Origin of the sequence: Sphingomonas asaccharolytica NBRC 15499 (assembly GCF_001598355.1) — a bacterium.
GTDB classification, from domain to species: domain Bacteria; phylum Pseudomonadota; class Alphaproteobacteria; order Sphingomonadales; family Sphingomonadaceae; genus Sphingomonas; species Sphingomonas asaccharolytica.
On the sequence record NZ_BCYU01000085.1, the window covers coordinates 1 to 18025 of the forward strand.

Sequence of the window (18025 nt, forward strand, 5' to 3'; positions counted from 1 at the left end):
CCACCGCCGCCGCGACGCGCACCGCCGCTCGGCCGGCCGGCGCCCATGCCGCCTTCGCCGCCGGTACGGATTTCGGGGGCGAGCACGGTCTCGTAATAGTCGATATCGTCGGGATCGATCTCGCCGTCATGCCCGCGATCCAGCCGTAGGAAGAAACGGTCCGCATCAGCGGTGAATTCGGCGAGCGTCAACACGCCGTCATGATTGGTGTCGGCACCGTCGAACCACATCCCGACCGGATCGGGGCCGCGAAACGGCTCGCCCATCGGGGTGATGAACAGCCGGCCGCGTGGACGTTCCCGTGGAGCGGCGGGCTTGTCGTCGTCGGGCAGCTTGCCGGCCAGGGGCGGCACCGACGGCACCGCCTGCCCGCCCGCCATCAACATCAATCCCAGCCAGAAACCCATCGCCGATACTCCGCCCCAACCCTCAAGGGCGGGACGCTAGGCGGGCTTTGTCGCACAACTATGTCGCGCCGCTACCGCCGCGCCAGCGCCGGCGCAGTCGGTCAGTCGGCGAACAGCAGGACCGGCGTCTCGAGATATTTGCGCACCGCCTGGACGTAGCTCGCCGCGTCCCAGCCATCGACGACGCGATGGTCGCAGCTGATCGACAGGTTCATCAATTTGGCGCGGACGATGTCGTCGCCCCCTGAAGGATTTGGGCGGAAAACCGGACGCTCGACGATCTTGTTCGGCCCGATGATCGCGACCTCGGGCCGGTTGATCACCGGCGTCGTCGCGATGCCGCCGAGCGGCCCCAGCGAGGTCACAGTGATCGTACCGCCGCCCATTTCGTCGGGCTTGAGCTTGTTGGCGCGCGCTGCCTCGGCGAGACGGCCGATCTCGGTCGCGAGCTGCCAGACGTTGCGGTCCTGCGCGTCGCGGATCACGGGCACGGTGAGCCCGGCGTCAGTCTGCGTCGCCATGCCGAGATGGACCCGGCCCGAGCGCGTCACCACCCCGGCTTCGTCGTCATAGCGCGCGTTGAGCATCGGAAATTCGGGCAAGGTGCGGCAGATCGCGACGATCAGGAAAGGCAGCATGGTGAGCTTGGGCCGCGCCCCGCGGTTGGCGTTGAGGTCGGCGCGCATGTCCTCGAGCGCGGTCACGTCGATCTCGTCGACATACGTGAAATGCGGGATGTGGCGCTTCGCCGCCTGCATGTTCTCGGCAATGCGCCGGCGCATGCCGATAACCTTGATCATCTCATCCTCGCGAGCGCGCGACGCGTGCGGGGTATGATAGCCCTGGCCCGAACCGTAGCGCAGGAAGGCGTCGAGATCGGCGTGACGGATACGGTCGCCGTCGGTTTTTACCTGCGACAGGTCGACGCCGAGTTCCTTCGCGCGCTGGCGGACTGCCGGTGTGGCGAGGACGGTCTTATGCTCCCTCTCCCCTGGTGGGCGCATCCGGTCGGTCATGCCCCCGGCATGACCTAGAGAGCGCGGGGCGCTCTCTACCTGATGCGGGAGGGAGCCGCCGGAGGCGGCGGAAGGGTGAGGGGGAGCCTTGGGCGAGACGGACGCAGAGTCCCCCTCACCCTTCCCGCTCGCCGACGCGAGCGGGCCTCTTCCCTCTCCCACAGGGGGAGAGGGAGTTTCAGCTTCATACGCTGGCTTTTCGCCCTGGGCGTCAGCCACGCCAGGCGTCTCCGCTTCGATTTTTTCAGCGACCTCTTCGGCCTTCATCTCCGGCTCGGCACTCACCTCACCGGCAGTCTCGATCACCACCAAGGTCGAGCCGATCGGAATCTGATCGCCAACCTCGCCCGCCAGGCTGACGACGGTCCCCGATACCGGGCTTTCAATCTCGACCGTCGCCTTGTCGGTCATCATGTCGGCGAGCTGCTGGTCTTCCTCGACCGCGTCGCCGACCTTGACGTGCCACGCGACGATCTCGGCTTCTGCGATGCCTTCGCCGATGTCGGGCAAGCGAAATTCAAACCGGGCCATGCGGATCAGTCCTTCATGATCTTCTTGAGTGCCTGTCCGATACGGACCGGGCCAGGGAAATAGGCCCATTCGAGGCTATGGGGGTAGGGCGTGTCGAACCCGGTGACGCGTTCGATCGGTGCCTCGAGATGGTAGAAGCAGCGTTCCTGGACCAATGCCGACAATTCGGCGCCGAACCCCGAGGTGCGCGTCGCTTCGTGGACGATCATGCAGCGGCCGGTCTTTTTCACCGACTCTTCGATCGCCTCGATGTCGAGCGGGACCAGCGTGCGCAGATCGAGGATCTCGGCATCGACACCGGCTTCCTCGACGACTTTCAGGCAGACATGGACCATCGTGCCATAGCAGAGGATCGTCAGTGCCTCGCCGGCTCGAACGACGTTCGCCTTGCCCAGGGGCACCTTGTAATAGCCTTCGGGCACCTCGCCGCCGGGATGTTTCGACCAATTCTCCGCCGGGCGATCCCAATGGCCGTTGAACGGGCCGTTGTAGATGCGCTTGGGTTCGAAGAAGATCGTCGGGTCATTGTCCTCGATCGCCGCGATCAACAGCCCCTTGGCGTCGTACGGCGTCGCCGGGATCACCGTCTTCACGCCCGAGACGTGAGTGAAGATACCCTCGGGGCTCTGGCTGTGCGTCTGCCCGCCAAAGATGCCGCCGCCATAAGGCGAGCGGATCGTCATCGGCGCGATGAACTCGCCGGCCGAGCGATAGCGCAGCCGCGCCGCTTCCGACACGAGCTGATCGAGCGCCGGGTAGATGTAATCGGCGAACTGGATTTCGGGCACCGGGCGCAGCCCATAAGCGCCCATGCCGACCGCGACGCCGATGATACCGCATTCGGTGATCGGCGTGTCGAACACGCGGGTCTTGCCGTGCTTCTTCTGCAGCCCCGCGGTCGCGCGGAACACGCCGCCGAAATAGCCGACATCCTCGCCCATCACGATCACGTTCGGATCGCGCGCCATCATCACGTCGAGCGCCGAGTTGATCGCCTGGATCATGTTCATGCGGGTGGTGCCGGTGTCAGCCGCGCCCGCTTCGGTTTCGATGACGTCGCTCACCAGACCAACTCCGTCACCCCAGCGAACGCTGGGGTCTCATGAAAATAGAGCGAGCGCCGGCGGCTTGAGATCCCTGCTTTCGCAGGGATGACGGCGTTGCCGCGCATCGTCGCAATCACTTCCGCGCCCATGGCCGCCCCGATGCTTCTTCTTCGCTCATCATCTGCTGCTGCTGTTCGCGCAGATGCCATGGCATTTCCTCGAACACGCCGTCGAACAAGGTGTCGAGCGGCTGATGCAGGCCGTGCCCGAGGATGCCGTTCTTCTCGGCCTCCTTTTGCGCGTCGCGCACCATTTCGGCGAGCTCCTTGTCCTGCGCGACATGGCGCTCCTCGTCCCATTCGCCGAGGGCGATGAGATGGTCCTTGAGCCGCGTGACCGGGTCGCCGAGCGGCCAGGCCGTCGGCTCGCCTGCCGAGCGATATTGCGTCGGGTCGTCCGAGGTCGAATGGCCTTCCGCACGATACGTGAAATGCTCGATCAAGGTCGGGCCCTGGTTGGTCCGCGCGCGCTCTGCTGCCCAGGACATCGCGGCATAGACCGCGAGCGCGTCGTTGCCGTCGACGCGCAAGCCGGCAATGCCATAGCCGATCGCGCGCGCGGCAAAGGTGGTCGCTTCCGCCCCGGCGAATCCCGAGAACGAGCTGATCGCCCATTGGTTGTTGACGACGTTGAAGATGACCGGCGCGCGGTAGACCGTCGCGAAGGTCAGCGCCGAGTGGAAATCGCCTTCCGCGGTCGAGCCTTCGCCGCACCAGGTCGACGCGATCCGCGTGTCGCCGCGCGACGCCGAGGCCATCGCCCAGCCGACCGCCTGCGGATATTGCGTGGTGAGATTGCCCGAGATCGAGAAAAAGCTGAAGCGCCGTTCCGAATACATGATCGGCAGCTGCTTGCCCTGCAGCTTGTCGCCGTTGTTCGAATAGATCTGGTTCATCATGTCGACCAGCGGACAGCCGCGCGAGATCAGGATGCCTTGTTGCCGATAGCTCGGAAAACACATGTCGTCGTCGGCGAGCGCGGCGGCGGCGCCGATCGACACCGCTTCCTCACCCAGGCTCTTCATATAGAAGCTGGTCTTGCCCTGGCGCTGGGCACGGAACATGCGTTCGTCGAACGCGCGGACCAATGCCATGTTGCGGAGCATGCGGCGCAGCGCGTCGGGGGAGAGCTTGGGGTCCCACGGCCCGACCGCGCGATTATCCTCATCGAGCACGCGAACCATGGTGTAGGCGAGGTCGGCAAAGTCCTGCGCCTTGTCGGCGGTATCCGGACGCCGCACCGATCCGGCGGGGGGCACGTCGACTTCGCCGAAATCGACCGTGTCGCCGGGGCGGAATTTGGGTTCCGGCACGTGCAGCGACAGGGGCTTCAAATTGGCGCGCGGATGATCGCTGGCCATGCTCTCTCCAGGTTCGACTCAACAGCCGCAACGCTTGGAGGCGGCTTTTGGCGCGTTGTTATAAAATTTCAACGGACTTGGCGAGTCTTGCGTAGAGCAGGTCGGCATACTGCCCGGCAACCAGGCTGTGCCGAGCGGATTAACCGCCGGAATGGCAGCGCAAGCCGATGATTCCGTCACCCCAGCGAAAGCTGGGGTCTCGCGCCGTATCGCGACTCTCTTGAGACCCCAGCTTTCGCTGGGGTGACGGGAATTTCGCTGCGTGACGGAATCATTCCACCGTCTGTTCAATCACCCCGAAGATCGGATGATGACGGTCATCCTCGGCCCAGATGCGGACTGTATCGCCTTTCTTGAGGAACGGCGTTTTGGCCGCCCCCATCTCGATCGTCTCGACGGTGCGCACCTCGGCAAGGCACGAATAGCCGACCCCGCCATCGGCGATCGGCTTGCCCGGGCCGCCGTCCGCGTCGCGGTTGGAAACGGTGCCCGATCCGATAATCGTCCCAGCCCCGAGCCGCCGCGTCTTCGCGGCATGCGCGACCAGCGTGCCGAAGTCGAAGGTCATATCCTCGCCCGCCTCGGCGCGGCCGAACGGCTGGCCGTTGAGGTCGACCATCAGCTTGCGATGAAGCTTGCCGCCCTGCCACCAATCGCCGAGCGAATCAGGCGTGACGAAGACCGGCGAGAAGGCCGATGCAGGTTTCGACTGGAAGAAGCCAAATCCCTTGGCGAGCTCACCGGGGATGAGGTTGCGCAAGGACACGTCGTTGGTCAGCCCGACCAGCACGATCGCGTCGAGCGCCTGTTCGTGCGTGGCGCCCAGCGGCACGTCGCCGGTCACCACCACGACCTCAGCCTCGAGGTCGCAGCCCCAGTCCTCGTCGGCGAGCGGGATCGGATCGCGCGGGCCGAGAAAGCCGTCCGAGCCGCCCTGGTACATCAGCGGATCGTGCCAGAACGTATCCGGCATCTCGGCGTTTCGTGCCTGTCGAACCAAGGCGACATGATTCACATAGGCCGAGCCGTCCGCCCATTGGTACGCGCGCGGCAGCGGCGAGGCGGCATCGTGCTCGTGGAAGCGCTCGCGCGGAATGACTTCGTGATCGAGGTCGGTCTGGAGATTCCGCAGATCGGGCGACAGCCGATCCCAATCGTCGAGCGCGGCTTGCAACGTCGGCGCGATATGCCCGGCATCGGCATACCAGGCGAGGTCGGTCGACACGACGACCAGTTTACCGTCACGGCCGTGCTTGAGGCTGGCGAGTTTCATGCGCTCTCCTAATCGTTGGCTACACCCATAGCCACAATCGTCATCCCCGCGAAAGCGGGGACCCAGCTCGGAGAGAAGAATAACGTCATAACCGCTGTGATGCGGGCGACCGCCGGAGATGGGCCCCCGCTTTCGCGGGGGTGACGGTAAGACAGCGCGGGTTTGGATTGACGTCCGCGTCAACTCCCCGCACCTTGACCAAAAGGTTGCAGGAGAGGACTTATCATGACCCCGGATTCGGTGCCCGGCCGCTTCGCCTATAACGAGGATCATGAGGCGTTCCGCCAGACCGTCCGCTCGTTCCTGCAGAAGGAAGGCGTGCCGAACGTCAACGAGTGGGAACAGAACCGACTGGTCCCCAAGGAATTCTGGCGCAAGGCCGGCGAGATCGGCATGCTGTGCCCGACCGTCCCCGAAGCCTATGGCGGGCTGGGGCTCGATTTCGGCTATAACGCGATCGTCGATGAGGAGATGTCGTATATCGGCGTGCCCGCCGGCTTCTCGCTGCAATCCGACATCGTCTGCGGCTATCTCGAAGCCTATGGCTCGGAAGAGCAGAAGGCGCAGTGGCTGCCGCGCCTCGTCTCCGGCGAGACGATCACCGCGATCGCGATGACCGAGCCGGGCACCGGCAGCGACCTCCAGGCGATCCGCACCTCGGCCAAGAAGGACGGCAACCATTATGTCATCAACGGCAGCAAGACCTATATCACCAACGGTCAGAATGCCGACTTGGTATTGGTCGTCGCCAAGACCGACCCGGACATTCAGCCGGCCTATAAAGGCATGTCGATCATTCTGATCGAGGCCGATCGCGAAGGCTTCAAGCGCGGGCGCAAGCTCGACAAGATCGGCCAGGACGCGGCCGATACCAGCGAGCTGTTCTTCGAGGACGTGCGGGTGCCGATGACCAATTGCCTGGGCGAGGAAGGCAAGGGCTTCATCTATCTGATGAGCCAGTTGCCGCAGGAACGGCTGTCGATCGCGATCGGCACGCAGGCATCGGCGCAAAAGGCGTTCGACGAGACGATCGAGTTCACCAAAACGCGCAAGGCGTTCGCCGGGATGGTGTTCGATTTCCAGAATACCCGATTCGTGCTCGCCGACCTCAAGGCCAAGCTCCAGGTCGGCTGGGCGCATCTCGACTGGGCGATCCAGCGGCATCTCAAGGGCGAGCTGACCCCGACCGAAGGCGCGGCGGCGAAGCTCTGGCACACCGAGCTGCAATGGGAGGTCATGGACAGGTGCCTCCAGCTGCATGGCGGAGCCGGCTATATGAACGAATATCCGATCGCGCGGATGTGGCGCGCGGCGCGGGTGTCGCGGATCTATGGCGGGACCAACGAGATCATGAAGGAGCTGATCGGGCGATCGCTGTAAGGCGCCCCGTCCGCGCTCCGAGGGTCACGAGCCGCACCTCGGCTTTCCCGAAAATCCCGCTTCGACCAGAACGGCGATTATTTCGCCCTGCCCTCTTGACGCTCCATACCCGATCTTCCAATCGCATTGGCAAGAAGCCGTAGCGTCAGGAAAGAAGCGCGGTAACTGGGAGAGTCGGATGCCAGCCTTCCGTACCCGAGGTTCCGAGCAGTGACCGCTTGGATCTATGCCAATGTCTGGGAAGCGGTCGCCGCGGCGATCCCCGACGAACCGGCAATCGTTCAGGGCGACCGTGTCGTCAGCTTCGCCGCATTCGATGCCGCCGCAGACGCGCTCGCCGCACACTTCCTCGCCGCCGGGCTGACGCATCAGTCCAAGGTGGCGGTCTACACGACCAATTGTCCCGAATATCTGATCGCCTGCTTCGCCGCGTTCAAGGCCGGGCTGGCGCCGTTCAACGTCAATTACCGCTACGGGCCGGAGGAGGTCCGCTATCTGCTCGACAATGGCGATGCCGAGGCGGTGGTGTTCGCGGCGGGGTTCGCGCCCTTGCTCGACCGCGTGCGCGGACAGATGCCGGGCGTGAAGTGCTGGATCGCGGTTGCGCGCGTTGGGGAGGAAGCGCCCGACTGGGCGCAAGATTTCGCCACGCTCGCCACCGCCATCCCCGACCAGCGCCCCGTCGTCGCGCCCTGGGGCCGTCATGACGAGGATCTGCTGCTGATCTTTACCGGCGGCACCACCGGCATGCCCAAAGCGGTGATGTGGCAGCAAGGCGATCTGTTCGCGAAAGGCGGCTACGGCGCCAATCCCCTGCTCGGCATCCCGCCGCTGGAGAAGCCCGAGGATGCCGGGCCGCGCGCGCTCGCCACGCCGATCAAGCCGCGTTCGGTGATCGCGCCGCCACTGATGCATGCGACCGGGCTGATCGCCGCGTTCGGCGCGCTCGGCTTTGGTGGCACGGTGATCCTGCTGCCCCATGGTAAGTTCGATCCCGAGTCGATGTGGGATTCGGTCGAGCATTGGCGGGCGACGCGGATCACGATCGTCGGCCAGCCCTTCGCCCAGCCGTTGCTAGAAGCGCTCGACGCCAATCCAGGCCGTTGGGACCTGTCATCGGTGTTCGTGATCGGCTCGTCGGGCGCGATGTGGAACCGCGAGAACAAGCTCGGGCTGATCCGCCACATTCCCCAGGTCCAGCTGATGGATAGCTATTCCTCGTCCGAGGCGTTCGGCATGGGCATCTCGACCACCAACGCCAGCGGCGAGATCGCGACCGCGAGTTTCGCGCTCGGCCCCGATTGCGCGATTTTCACCGAGGACGGTCGACGGGTCGAGCCGGGCTCGGGCGAAAGCGGCCGGCTCGCGGTCGGCGGGCCTATCCCGCTCGGTTATTACAAGGACCCGGCCAAGACCGAATCGACCTTCCCGACCTATGAAGGCAAGCGCTGGTCGATGCCGGGCGACTGGGCGACGGTCGATGCCGACGGCACTGTCCGCATCCTCGGCCGCGGCTCGCAATGCATCAATACCGGCGGCGAGAAGGTGTTTCCCGAGGAAGTCGAGGAAGCGTTGAAACGCCATCCGGCAGTGCGGGATGCCGCGGTGACCGGCGTACCCGACCCGCGCTTCGGCGAGCGTATCGTCGCACTGGTCGAGCCGCATCCGGGCGCCGCCGCGGACGAGGGCGAGTTGCGCGATCACGTCAAAAGCCAGCTCGCCATCTACAAGGCACCACGCCATGTGCTGGTGGTCGACAGCGTGGCCCGCGCACCCAACGGCAAGCTCGATTACAAGGCGGTCAAGGAACGTGCGCTGGCGGCATTCGGAACGGCATCGGGCGAGATACAGGGGGCGGCGTGAGCATCAGGAACAAGGCCTATATTTCCGGGGCGTATGAGCATCCCACGCGTTTGGCGCCGGACAAGTCGACGCCGCAGCTCCATGCCGAATGCGCCGCCGGCGCGCTTGCCGATGCCGGGCTCAGCCTGAAGGATGTCGACGGCTATTTCTGCGCGGGCGACGCGCCGGGCTTTGGCGGCATGTCGATGGTCGATTATCTCGGCCTCGACGTCCGCCATGTCGATTCGACCGAGACCGGCGGCTCGTCCTACATCCTCCATGTCAGCCATGCCGCGCAGGCGATCGCCGCGGGCAAATGCTCGGTTGCCTTGATCACGCTCGCGGGCCGTCCGCGCTCCGAACCGTTCGGGCGGCAATTGGGCAACGCGCCCGAAGCGCCGTTCGAGGGCTGGGTCGGGCAATCGACCCACAACAGCTATGGCATGTGCGCCGCACGCCACATGCACGACTACGGCACCACGTCGGAACAGCTTGCCTGGATCAAGGTCGCCGCCAGCACCCACGCGCAACATAATCCGCACGCCATGCTGCGCGATGTCGTTACGGTCGAGGACGTGATCAACTCGCCGATGATCTCGGACCCGCTCCACCGGCTCGATTGCTGCGTGGTGTCCGATGGAGGCGGCGCGCTCTTGGTCGTGTCGCCTGACGTGGCCAAGTCGCTCAAGCGGCCGCTGGTCGCGGTGCGCGGCGCGGGCGAACATGTGAAGGGGCCGCGCGGCGGGATGAATCTCGACCTCACCACATCAGCGGCGGCAGTGTCGGGCCCGGCCGCTTTCGACGAAGCGGGCGTGACGCCGGCCGACATTCAATACGCCTCGATCTACGACAGCTTCACTATCACCGTGCTGATTCAGCTCGAGGATCTGGGGTTCTGCGAGAAAGGTCAGGGCGGCCGCTTCGTCGCCGACGGCAACCTCATCTCGGGCAGCGGCAAATTGCCCTTCAACACCGATGGCGGCGGGCTGTGCAACAACCACCCGACCAATCGCGGCGGCATCACCAAGGTGATCGAGGCAGTGCGCCAATTGCGCGGCGAGGCGCATCCGGCGGTCCAAGTGCCCGATTGCGGTCTCGCCGTCGCCACCGGCATCGGCGGCGCGCTTGGTGCGCGGCATGGCGCGGCCACCCTGATCCTGGAGCGGCAATGATGAGCGAGCCCCGCAAGATCCCCGCGCCCCAGCCCAATGTCGAGAATCAACGCTTCTTCGACGCGGCGGCGCAAGGACAGCTGCTGATCGGCCAGTGCGACGCCTGCGGCCAACCGCATTATTATCCGCGGGCGCTGTGTCCGTTCTGTCTGGCGGAAAGCCGGTGGGTGGAGAGTGCGGGGACAGGCACTATCTACTCGCTGTCGACCATGCGCCGAGGCGCCGGGGCGCCATACACGCTGGCATGGGTAACGCTCGACGAGGGTCCGGCGGTGCTGACCAATATCGCGACCGAGAATCATGATGCGTTGCGCATTGGGCAGCGGGTGAAGGTGCAATTTACATCGACGGAAGGCGGCCCGCCCGTCCCCATGTTCGCGCCCGATTAGGCCAATGCCGTCCCCTTCTTTCCCCCGTCATCCCGGCCTTGTGCCGGGATCCACCATGCCGCACGCGCTGACCTCTCCAATGGACGTTAGAGCTTGCCGCCCGGTGGATGCCGGGACGAGCCCGGCATGACGGTTGGGGTGGGGCAAAGGGATCCCCGCTCCCTCGCCGAGCGCGAAGCCGACTATGCCGCGTTCGTCGAGGCGAACCTGCGCCGCAATTACACCGCGCATTTCATCCACGGCATGCTCGGCATGACCGGGTTCCGGCTGATCTACGCGCCGACTTTCATCCCGACCTATATCCACCGCCTGACCGGCTCCGACGCATTGGTCGGCCTCGGTACGTCGCTGCTCCAGTTCGGCGCGATCATCTCGCCGATCTTCGCCGCCTCGCGGTTCGAGACCAAGCAGCGCATCCTGCCTTACGCGATCCGCACCGGCACGATGATGCGCATCATGATCCTGGGCCTCGCGCTCGCTGGCTGGTTCCTGCGCGGCGAGGCGCTGCTGCTCGTCACGCTCGGCCTGTTCTTCCTGCTCGGCGCGTTCAACGGCACCCAGCGCGTCGCCTTCCAGATGCTGATGGCGAAAGTGATCCCGATCCATCGCCGCGGACGGCTGCAGGCCTATCGCAACATCACCGGCGGCCTGATCGCGGCAGCTTTGTCGTACGTCGCGGGACGCTGGCTGATCCAGAACGATGTCCTCGGCAATGGCTATGCCACCACCTTCTTCCTCGCCTTCGTGCTGACCAGCCTGGGCCTCACCGTCCTCCAGCTCCGGATGGTCGAGCCGATCCCGCCGGTGGTGCGCTCACCGATGCGCTTCGTCGATCGCGTGAAGACCTTCCCGACCTTGCTCGAGGATCGCGGCTATCGCTGGTTCATCCTGGCCGAGGCGTGCTGCGTCTGTGCGCGGATCGGGGCGCCCTTCTACATCCTCTATGCCGGCAGCCAGCTCGGCCTGTCGGGGATAATCATCGGCGAATTGTCGCTCGCCTATCTCGGTGCCGATACCGTCTCGAACCTTGCCTGGGGGCATCTCGGCGACCGCACCGGCTATCGCTCGACCTTCACGCTCGCCGCGGCGCTGTGGGCGGGCGGCATCGCCTTGCTGCTGACGGTCCACCATCCCTGGGCAGTGTTCGCCTCATTCTGCTGCCTCGGCGCCGGCAATTGCGGCTATCAGATGAGCCAGCAGACGATGGTGCTCGAATTCGGCGAGCGCGCCGACATCGCAATGCGGCTCGCTTTGTCGACCACGATCGAGGGCACGATCTCGGCGATCGGCCCGCTGCTTGGTGGGTTGATGGCGTGGAAGCTCGGCTATCCGCCGGTACTGTGGCTGTCGTTCGGGTTCCTGTGCCTCGCGATCCTGCTGCTCGTCTTCCGCGTGAGAGAGCCTCGCCAGCGCACCGTCGCGGCGATAGTGACCGACGACCTTCTCCTCCCCGAAAGCGAATCGGCATGACGCTCCCGACCCGACAAATCGGCCCCTTCACCGTGTCGGCGATCGGGCTCGGCTGCATGAATCTCAGCCACGCTTATGGCGCACGGCCGAGCGAAGCCGACGCCACGGCGCTCCTCAATCGGGCGCTCGATCTCGGCGTCACCTTGCTCGACACCGCGGCGCTTTACGGCCTGGGCGCCAACGAGCGGCTGGTCGGCAGTGCCGTGATGCATCGCAGGACGGAATTCACGCTGGCTTCGAAATGCGTGCTCGATGTGATCGACGGCAAGCGCGTGCTCGACGGCCGCCCCGAATCGATCCGCCGCACGTTGGACGGGGCGTTGGAACGGCTCGGGACCGATCATATCGACCTCTATTACCTCCACCGCCTCGACAAGGAGGTGCCGGTCGAGGAGTCGGTCGGCGAACTCAAACGCGCGGTCGAGGCGGGCAAGATCGGGGCGATCGGCCTGTCGGAAATGGGCGCCGCGACGATCCGCCGTGCGCACGCAGTGCATCCGGTGGCCGCGGTGCAGAGCGAATATTCGCCGATGGTCCGCAATCCCGAGGTCGCGGCGCTCGATACTTGTCGCGAGCTCGGCATCGGTTTCGTCGCCTTTTCACCGGTCGCGCGCGGCATGCTGGCGCGCGGGGTGCGCGACGACAGCTATGAACCGGGCGATATCCGCCTGTCGATGCCGCGCTTCATGGGCGAAAATCTCCGCCACAATCTCGAGCTGGTCGCGCGGTTCGACGCGCTCGCCATGGATGCCGGAATGACTCCCGCGCAACTCGCATTAGGTTGGGTGTTGGCGCGCGGCGATCACGTCGTGCCGATCCCCGGCACGCGCAGTATCGCGCATCTCGAGGAAAATGTCGGAGCGGCGACGGTCAGCGTGCCCGCCGATCTGGTCAAGGCGGTGGACGAAGTGCTCGACGGCAAGATCCGGGGAGCGCGCTATGTGGCGGCGATGCAGGCGCAGATCGATACCGAAATCCTGCCCGGCGAGGAACTCGCCGCCTGAGCGATCGGCCTAACCGATCAGCAGCACGACACCCAAGATGATCCCGGCCAGCCCAAAGCTGACCAGATGCATCGTCAGACCATAATTGCATTGGCTCTCCGACGCGTGGAAGCCATGCATCGCGCCTCTCCCCCGGCGCGCCTTTGCTCTGCTTCCGGCATGGGGTCGCGCCTCGGCGTACTTTAGTCCTTTCCGCGCGCTTTGGCCAGTTTGACGTCGATTAACGAAGTCCAGGAAAACACTAAGCTTCGTCGCGCAGCCGTTCGTGGTGACGAATGACTTCGTCGATGATGAAGCGCAGGAACTTCTCCGAGAATTCGGGGTCGAGGCGCGCTTCCTCGGCCAGTTGTCGCAGCCGCGCAATCTGGCGTTCCTCGCGGCTCGGATCGGCCGGCGGCAGCCCCGCCTGAGCCTTGTAGCGGCCGACCGCCTGGGTCACCTTGAACCGTTCGGCGAGCATGTGGATCAGCGCGGCATCGATATTGTCGATGCTGCTGCGATAGGCGTCCAGCACGTCGTCGCTCATCTGGCGGCTCCCTCGATTCGTGGCGGCCTTCTGCGCATCCATGCCGGGATGCGCAACCCGTGCTTGCCTTCCGCGCCCCTCTCGGCCAGAGGCTCCGCTGAGATGAGCGCCACGATCTATCGCCTCGATCCGACCCGGCCGCAGCCCAGCCTCGAGCCGATGATGCAACTCGTCGCGTCGGACATGAACATGGTCAATGCGGTGATCCTGGACCGCATGCAGTCGGACATTCCGCTGATCCCCGAGCTTGCCGGTCACCTGATCGCCGGCGGCGGCAAGCGCATGCGCCCGATGCTGACGCTCGCGAGCGCGCGGCTGCTCGGCTATACCGGGATGCGCCACCATCGCCTGGCGGCGGCGGTCGAATTCATCCACACCGCGACCCTGCTCCACGACGACGTGGTCGACGGCAGCGACTTGCGCCGCGGCAAGCGCACAGCCAATTTGATCTGGGGCAATCCCGCGTCGATCCTGGTGGGCGACTTCCTGTTCAGCCGCTCGTTCGAATTGATGGTCGAGGACGGCAGCCTCAAGGTGCTCAAGATACTGAGCAACGCCAGCGCGGTAATCGCGGAAGGCGAGGTCGACCAATTGACCGCCGCGCGCCGCGTCGACCTGGGCGAGGAACGCTATCTCGACATTATCGGCGCCAAGACCGCCGCCTTGTTCGCTGCCGCCTGCCGCATCGCCGCGGTGGTCGCCGAACGGCCCGAAAGCGAGGAGCAGGCGCTCGACGCGTTCGGCCGCAATCTTGGCGTCGCGTTCCAGCTGGTCGACGATGCGATCGATTACGTGTCCGACGCCGGGACGATGGGCAAGGACACCGGCGACGATTTCCGCGAAGGCAAGGTCACCCTGCCGGTGATCCTGGCCTATGCGCGCGGCAATGAAGAGGATCGCAAGTTCTGGAAGGACGCGATCCTGGGGCATCGCGCCTCGGACGAGGATTTCGCGCATGCGGTCGAGTTGGTCCGCACGACGCGCGCGATCGACGACACGCTGGCGCGGGCGCGCCATTACGGCCAGCGCGCGATCGATGCGATCGCCGGCTTCTCCCCGGGCCAGGCACGCGATGCGATGACCGAAGCGGTCGAATTCGCGGTGGCGAGAGCCTATTAAGGGGAGGACGTCCGCCCAAAGGCGGACGTGCCGGCGTCAGCCGGCGTCGGGATCGTTCGCGGCCCTGGCTGCCTTGCATAGAGCAAGCAAGGCGCGCCGGATCGTTGGCCCGGCCAGATGCGGTTGAACCGACGGATATCGCTCGGCCGTCAGCGCGCGCCGGATATCGTCAACGGTGGCGCAACTGCCCGATCGCGCCAGTTCAAAGGCGCGCTCGACCGTCGATAACTGCTCTCCGGACCGATCGCTCACGCGTTGGCGCGGCCGCGATCGGGGGATTCGCTCGGGTCCAGGTCATTGGCCGGGGCAAGGCTGAAATTTCGGTGCGGGAAGGTCCCGGCGGCGAGCAGCTCGCCATAAGCCTGCGCGAGCCCCGCATGGGCCAAGCGCGATGACGAACAAGTGGCTTTGCGAGCCATCATCAGCGAGATTTGCTCGCGTTGTAGAAGGTAATTGGTGTCCAAAGGGCACGCCTCGTCAGCAGGCGAAAGCGCAAGCGCTCCCGGTCACAAGATGCCTGCGAAATCGGTCAGGTGATAATTTATAATAGCACACTTTGCCGGCCGCCGCGCATCAATTCGCCCATCTACGCGCAACAGACAGTGTCGGGGCGAAATACATGGCTTTTCGGCGGCATACAGCCTAGAGGCTCTCTATCGCGCCGCCCGCCCCAGCATCGGCGCGACTGAGAGAGGTTCGTGCTCCCGCTAATCCAAGGAGAGCAAACCGATGATGCCGACTATTCCCGCGACCAATGGCCATGACAGCTGGAGCAATCCAGGTCCCGGCCGCGCGATCAACGTCTCGCTCGATCGTGCCGCGGTCGAATCCTTGTGCGTGAAACATCAGACCAAGATCAGCGCGATCGAAACGCTGCCCAAGGGCGGGACGCGAGTCGTGATGATGAATGGCGACGATGCCGAGGCGATGCGCCGCGTGTTCGGCAACAAGATCCTGACCGGCACGGTGACGCGCGAGCATTGGGCACGCGTGGTGCGGTAAACCCGGCGGCATCCACGCCGCCGACATCGCACCATCCAATCGTTCAAGGAGAAATGACATGGCTAAAGGCCAGCGCAAGAGCAACAAGGAAGTCCGCAAACCCAAGAAGCCGGAGCCGCCCAAGCTCAACGCTTCCAATCCCTCGGCAAAAGGCACGCCGGTCAAGCAGCCCGTCTGATCGGTTTCATCTATCCGGCACCGAGTTCCGGATTCAGCAATCGGTCCCACAATCGGCATCGGCGCCGCGCTCGACCTGGATCGTCGTGTGCGCGATGCCGAACCGCTTTTGCAGCATCGCCGCGGCATTGCCGAGGAATGCCGGTCCGGTTTCCTCGGTCATCACCAAATGCGCGGTCAGCACCGTTTCGGTCGTCGACATCGGCCAGATATGGAGGTCGTGCGTCGCGCTGACGCCGGGCATCGCCGCCAGCGCGGCCTTGACCTGGTCATAGTCGATCCCGCGCGGCACCGCGTTCAGCGACATCTCGATCGTCTCGCGAAGCAGGCCCCAGGTCTGCCAGAAGATGATCCCCGACACGATGATCGACACCACCGGGTCGATCCATTCGACGCCCGTGAACCAGATCACGACGCCGGCCAGCATCACGCCGGCCGAGACGGTCGCGTCGGCCGCCATGTGCAAATACGCGCCGCGCAGGTTGATATCCGATTTCTGTCCACGCGCGAACAGCCAGGCTGACGCCGCATTGACCAGAATGCCGGCCGCGGCGACCACCACGACCACCGCGCCCTTGACCGGCGCGGGATCGCCGATCCGCATCACCGCCTCGAACACGATCGCGCCCATCGCCATCAGCAGCAGCAATGCGTTGATCAGCGCGGCCAGAATGGTCGAGGCCTTGAGCCCATAAGTGAAGCGTTTCGACGGACCGCGCCGCGCAAGCGTCGCGCCGCCCCAAGCGACGCATAGTCCGAACACGTCGGACAGATTGTGCCCGGCATCCGCCATCAGCGCGACCGAATGGGCAATGAAGCCGAGACCGAATTCGACGACGACGAACAGGATGTTGAGGGTGATGCCGATCGCGAAGGCGCGATCGAACGTCAGCGGGCCGTGATTGTGGCCGCCATGACCGTGGCCATGACCATGTTTGTGGCCATACCCATGCTTATGGCCGTGCGCGTGATCGTGATCGTGCGCGTGGTCGTGGCTATGGTCGTGCGGGCCGTGCATGCTGGACCTGCCTAGCATCACCGGGGTGGGAGATACTAGGACACTAGGCTGTCATCGTTCGAAAGTTTCTGCCACGTGTCGCGATCGCCGATGCAACCGCCCAGCCTTCCCGTCGAAACTGTCCTTCCCCAGCTGCTTGCAGCGCTGGACAGCGGTCCCAACGCCGTTTTGGTGGCGCCACCGGGCGCCGGCAAGACGACCGCGGTCGCGCCGGCGTTGCTCGGCCGCGATTGGTGCGGCGGAGAAGTGCTGCTGCTCAGCCCGCGCCGGATCGCGGCACGCGCGGCGGCCGAGCGGATGGCGATGCTGGCGGGCGAGCCGGTCGGCAAGACGTTCGGCTATGCGACGCGAATGGACAGCAAGCGCTCGGCCGCGACGCGCGTCACGGTAGTGACCGAGGGCATTTTCGTCGCGCGGATCCAGGCCGATCCCGAGCTCGCCGGTATCTCGGCGGTGCTGTTCGACGAGGTCCACGAACGCAATCTCGACAGCGATTTCGGCCTGGCCCTGGCACTCGACGCGCAAGGGTCATTGCGCCCCGACCTTCGCCTCGTCGCCATGTCGGCGACGCTCGACGGCGCGCGCTTCGCAAAGCTGCTCGGCGACGCGCCGGTGATCGAGAGCGAAGGCCGCAGTCACCAGCTCGACCTCCGCTATCTCGGCCGCCGCGGCGAGGCGCGGATCGAGGATGAGGTCACCGCCGCGATCCGGCTGGCGTTGCGCGAAGAGCAAGGCGGCGTGCTCGCCTTCCTGCCCGGTGTCGCCGAAATTGAGCGCGCCGCCGAGCGGCTCGGCGACTTGCCCGGCGTGCGCCTGCATCGCCTTCACGGCACGATCGCACCGGCTGACCAGCGCGCCGCGATCGCCGCCGAACCCGACGGCCTACGCAAGCTCGTGCTGGCGACCAGCATCGCCGAAACCAGCCTGACGCTCGACGGCATCCGCGTGGTGGTCGATTCGGGGCTCGCGCGCCGCCCGCGCTACGATCGCGCCGCGGGGATGACGCGGCTGGTCACCGAACGCGCCAGCCAGGCCGCCGCGACCCAGCGCGCCGGGCGCGCGGCGCGGCAGGGGCCGGGTGTCGCCTATCGCTTGTGGGAAGAGGCCGCGACGGCCGGGCTGCCACGGTTCGATCCGCCCGAAATTCTCGAGGCCGATCTGTCAGGTCTGGTACTCGATTGCGCGATCTGGGGAGTCGCCGATCCACGCGCGCTGGCGTGGCTCGATCCGCCG

General features: G+C 65.4%; 16 protein-coding genes and 1 pseudogene. 9 read left to right on the plus strand and 8 right to left on the minus strand.

Annotated elements, in window-relative coordinates; translation table 11 throughout:
- From SAS01S_RS18315 to SAS01S_RS18335, 5 genes and pseudogenes are all read right to left on the minus strand, one after another.
- Positions 1 to 407 (minus strand): annotated as a pseudogene (locus tag SAS01S_RS18315) (EF-hand domain-containing protein); the annotation flags it as partial.
- 101 nt (positions 408 to 508) lie between these two features.
- Complete coding sequence (locus tag SAS01S_RS18320; protein WP_066812311.1) at positions 509 to 1954, minus strand: dihydrolipoamide acetyltransferase family protein; 1446 nt, start codon at positions 1952 to 1954, stop codon at positions 509 to 511.
- 5 nt (positions 1955 to 1959) lie between these two features.
- On the minus strand, positions 1960 to 2964 hold the full coding sequence (locus SAS01S_RS18325) for an alpha-ketoacid dehydrogenase subunit beta (protein ID WP_066812331.1): 1005 nt from the start codon (positions 2962 to 2964) through the stop codon (positions 1960 to 1962).
- Between the two features lie 169 nt (positions 2965 to 3133).
- On the minus strand, positions 3134 to 4420 hold the full coding sequence (locus SAS01S_RS18330; protein WP_066812313.1) for a 3-methyl-2-oxobutanoate dehydrogenase (2-methylpropanoyl-transferring) subunit alpha: 1287 nt from the start codon (positions 4418 to 4420) through the stop codon (positions 3134 to 3136).
- A 271-nt stretch (positions 4421 to 4691) separates the two neighbouring features.
- Positions 4692 to 5693, minus strand: a complete 1002-nt coding sequence (locus tag SAS01S_RS18335; protein WP_066812314.1) for a fumarylacetoacetate hydrolase family protein — start codon at positions 5691 to 5693, stop codon at positions 4692 to 4694.
- Positions 5694 to 5918: 225 nt separating this feature from the next.
- Between SAS01S_RS18335 and SAS01S_RS18340 the strand changes: the two genes are divergently transcribed.
- The 6 genes from SAS01S_RS18340 (at position 5919) to SAS01S_RS18365 (ending at position 12950) form a co-directional block, all read left to right on the plus strand.
- On the plus strand, positions 5919 to 7073 hold the full coding sequence (locus tag SAS01S_RS18340; protein WP_066812315.1) for an acyl-CoA dehydrogenase family protein: 1155 nt from the start codon (positions 5919 to 5921) through the stop codon (positions 7071 to 7073).
- A 210-nt stretch (positions 7074 to 7283) separates the two neighbouring features.
- Positions 7284 to 8936: an AMP-binding protein gene (locus tag SAS01S_RS18345; RefSeq protein WP_066812316.1), complete on the plus strand. Its 1653-nt coding sequence runs from the start codon at positions 7284 to 7286 to the stop codon at positions 8934 to 8936.
- Positions 8933 to 10087 (plus strand): thiolase family protein, encoded by a 1155-nt coding sequence (locus SAS01S_RS18350; protein ID WP_066812318.1) that lies wholly within the window; start codon positions 8933 to 8935, stop codon positions 10085 to 10087. Before SAS01S_RS18345 ends, SAS01S_RS18350 begins: the two co-directional genes overlap by 4 nt.
- Entirely contained in the window at positions 10084 to 10476 is a 393-nt protein-coding gene (locus SAS01S_RS18355) for a Zn-ribbon domain-containing OB-fold protein (RefSeq protein ID WP_218016334.1), read from the plus strand. Before SAS01S_RS18350 ends, SAS01S_RS18355 begins: the two co-directional genes overlap by 4 nt.
- A gap of 126 nt (positions 10477 to 10602) precedes the next feature.
- Positions 10603 to 11946, plus strand: a complete 1344-nt coding sequence (locus tag SAS01S_RS18360) for an MFS transporter (protein WP_066812322.1) — start codon at positions 10603 to 10605, stop codon at positions 11944 to 11946.
- The gene (locus tag SAS01S_RS18365; RefSeq protein WP_066812324.1) at positions 11943 to 12950 is read left to right on the plus strand and encodes an aldo/keto reductase; all 1008 of its coding nucleotides are present in this window, start codon (positions 11943 to 11945) and stop codon (positions 12948 to 12950) included. Before SAS01S_RS18360 ends, SAS01S_RS18365 begins: the two co-directional genes overlap by 4 nt.
- Before the next feature lie 241 nt (positions 12951 to 13191).
- Here SAS01S_RS18365 and SAS01S_RS18370 read toward each other — a convergent pair whose 3' ends face one another.
- The gene (locus SAS01S_RS18370) at positions 13192 to 13476 is read right to left on the minus strand and encodes a chorismate mutase (protein ID WP_066812333.1); all 285 of its coding nucleotides are present in this window, start codon (positions 13474 to 13476) and stop codon (positions 13192 to 13194) included.
- A 102-nt stretch (positions 13477 to 13578) separates the two neighbouring features.
- Between SAS01S_RS18370 and SAS01S_RS18375 the strand changes: the two genes are divergently transcribed.
- Positions 13579 to 14595 carry a polyprenyl synthetase family protein gene (locus tag SAS01S_RS18375; protein WP_066812326.1) on the plus strand — a complete coding sequence of 339 codons (1017 nt, stop codon included), beginning with the start codon at positions 13579 to 13581 and terminating at the stop codon, positions 14593 to 14595.
- A 248-nt stretch (positions 14596 to 14843) separates the two neighbouring features.
- Here the strand turns inward: SAS01S_RS18375 and SAS01S_RS18385 are convergent, their stop codons facing one another.
- Positions 14844 to 15059, minus strand: a complete 216-nt coding sequence (locus SAS01S_RS18385) for a hypothetical protein (RefSeq protein WP_066812329.1) — start codon at positions 15057 to 15059, stop codon at positions 14844 to 14846.
- 265 nt (positions 15060 to 15324) lie between these two features.
- Between SAS01S_RS18385 and SAS01S_RS18390 the strand changes: the two genes are divergently transcribed.
- Positions 15325 to 15597: a hypothetical protein gene (locus SAS01S_RS18390; protein WP_084239198.1), complete on the plus strand. Its 273-nt coding sequence runs from the start codon at positions 15325 to 15327 to the stop codon at positions 15595 to 15597.
- Positions 15598 to 15808: 211 nt separating this feature from the next.
- On the opposite strand, the gene SAS01S_RS18395 is transcribed toward SAS01S_RS18390, so the two are convergent.
- On the minus strand, positions 15809 to 16792 hold the full coding sequence (locus tag SAS01S_RS18395) for a cation diffusion facilitator family transporter (RefSeq protein ID WP_066812330.1): 984 nt from the start codon (positions 16790 to 16792) through the stop codon (positions 15809 to 15811).
- A gap of 90 nt (positions 16793 to 16882) precedes the next feature.
- Here SAS01S_RS18395 and SAS01S_RS18400 point away from each other — a divergent pair.
- Positions 16883 to 18025, plus strand: a 1143-nt coding sequence (locus tag SAS01S_RS18400) for a helicase-related protein (protein ID WP_281179336.1), incomplete at its 3' end; no start/stop codon positions are given.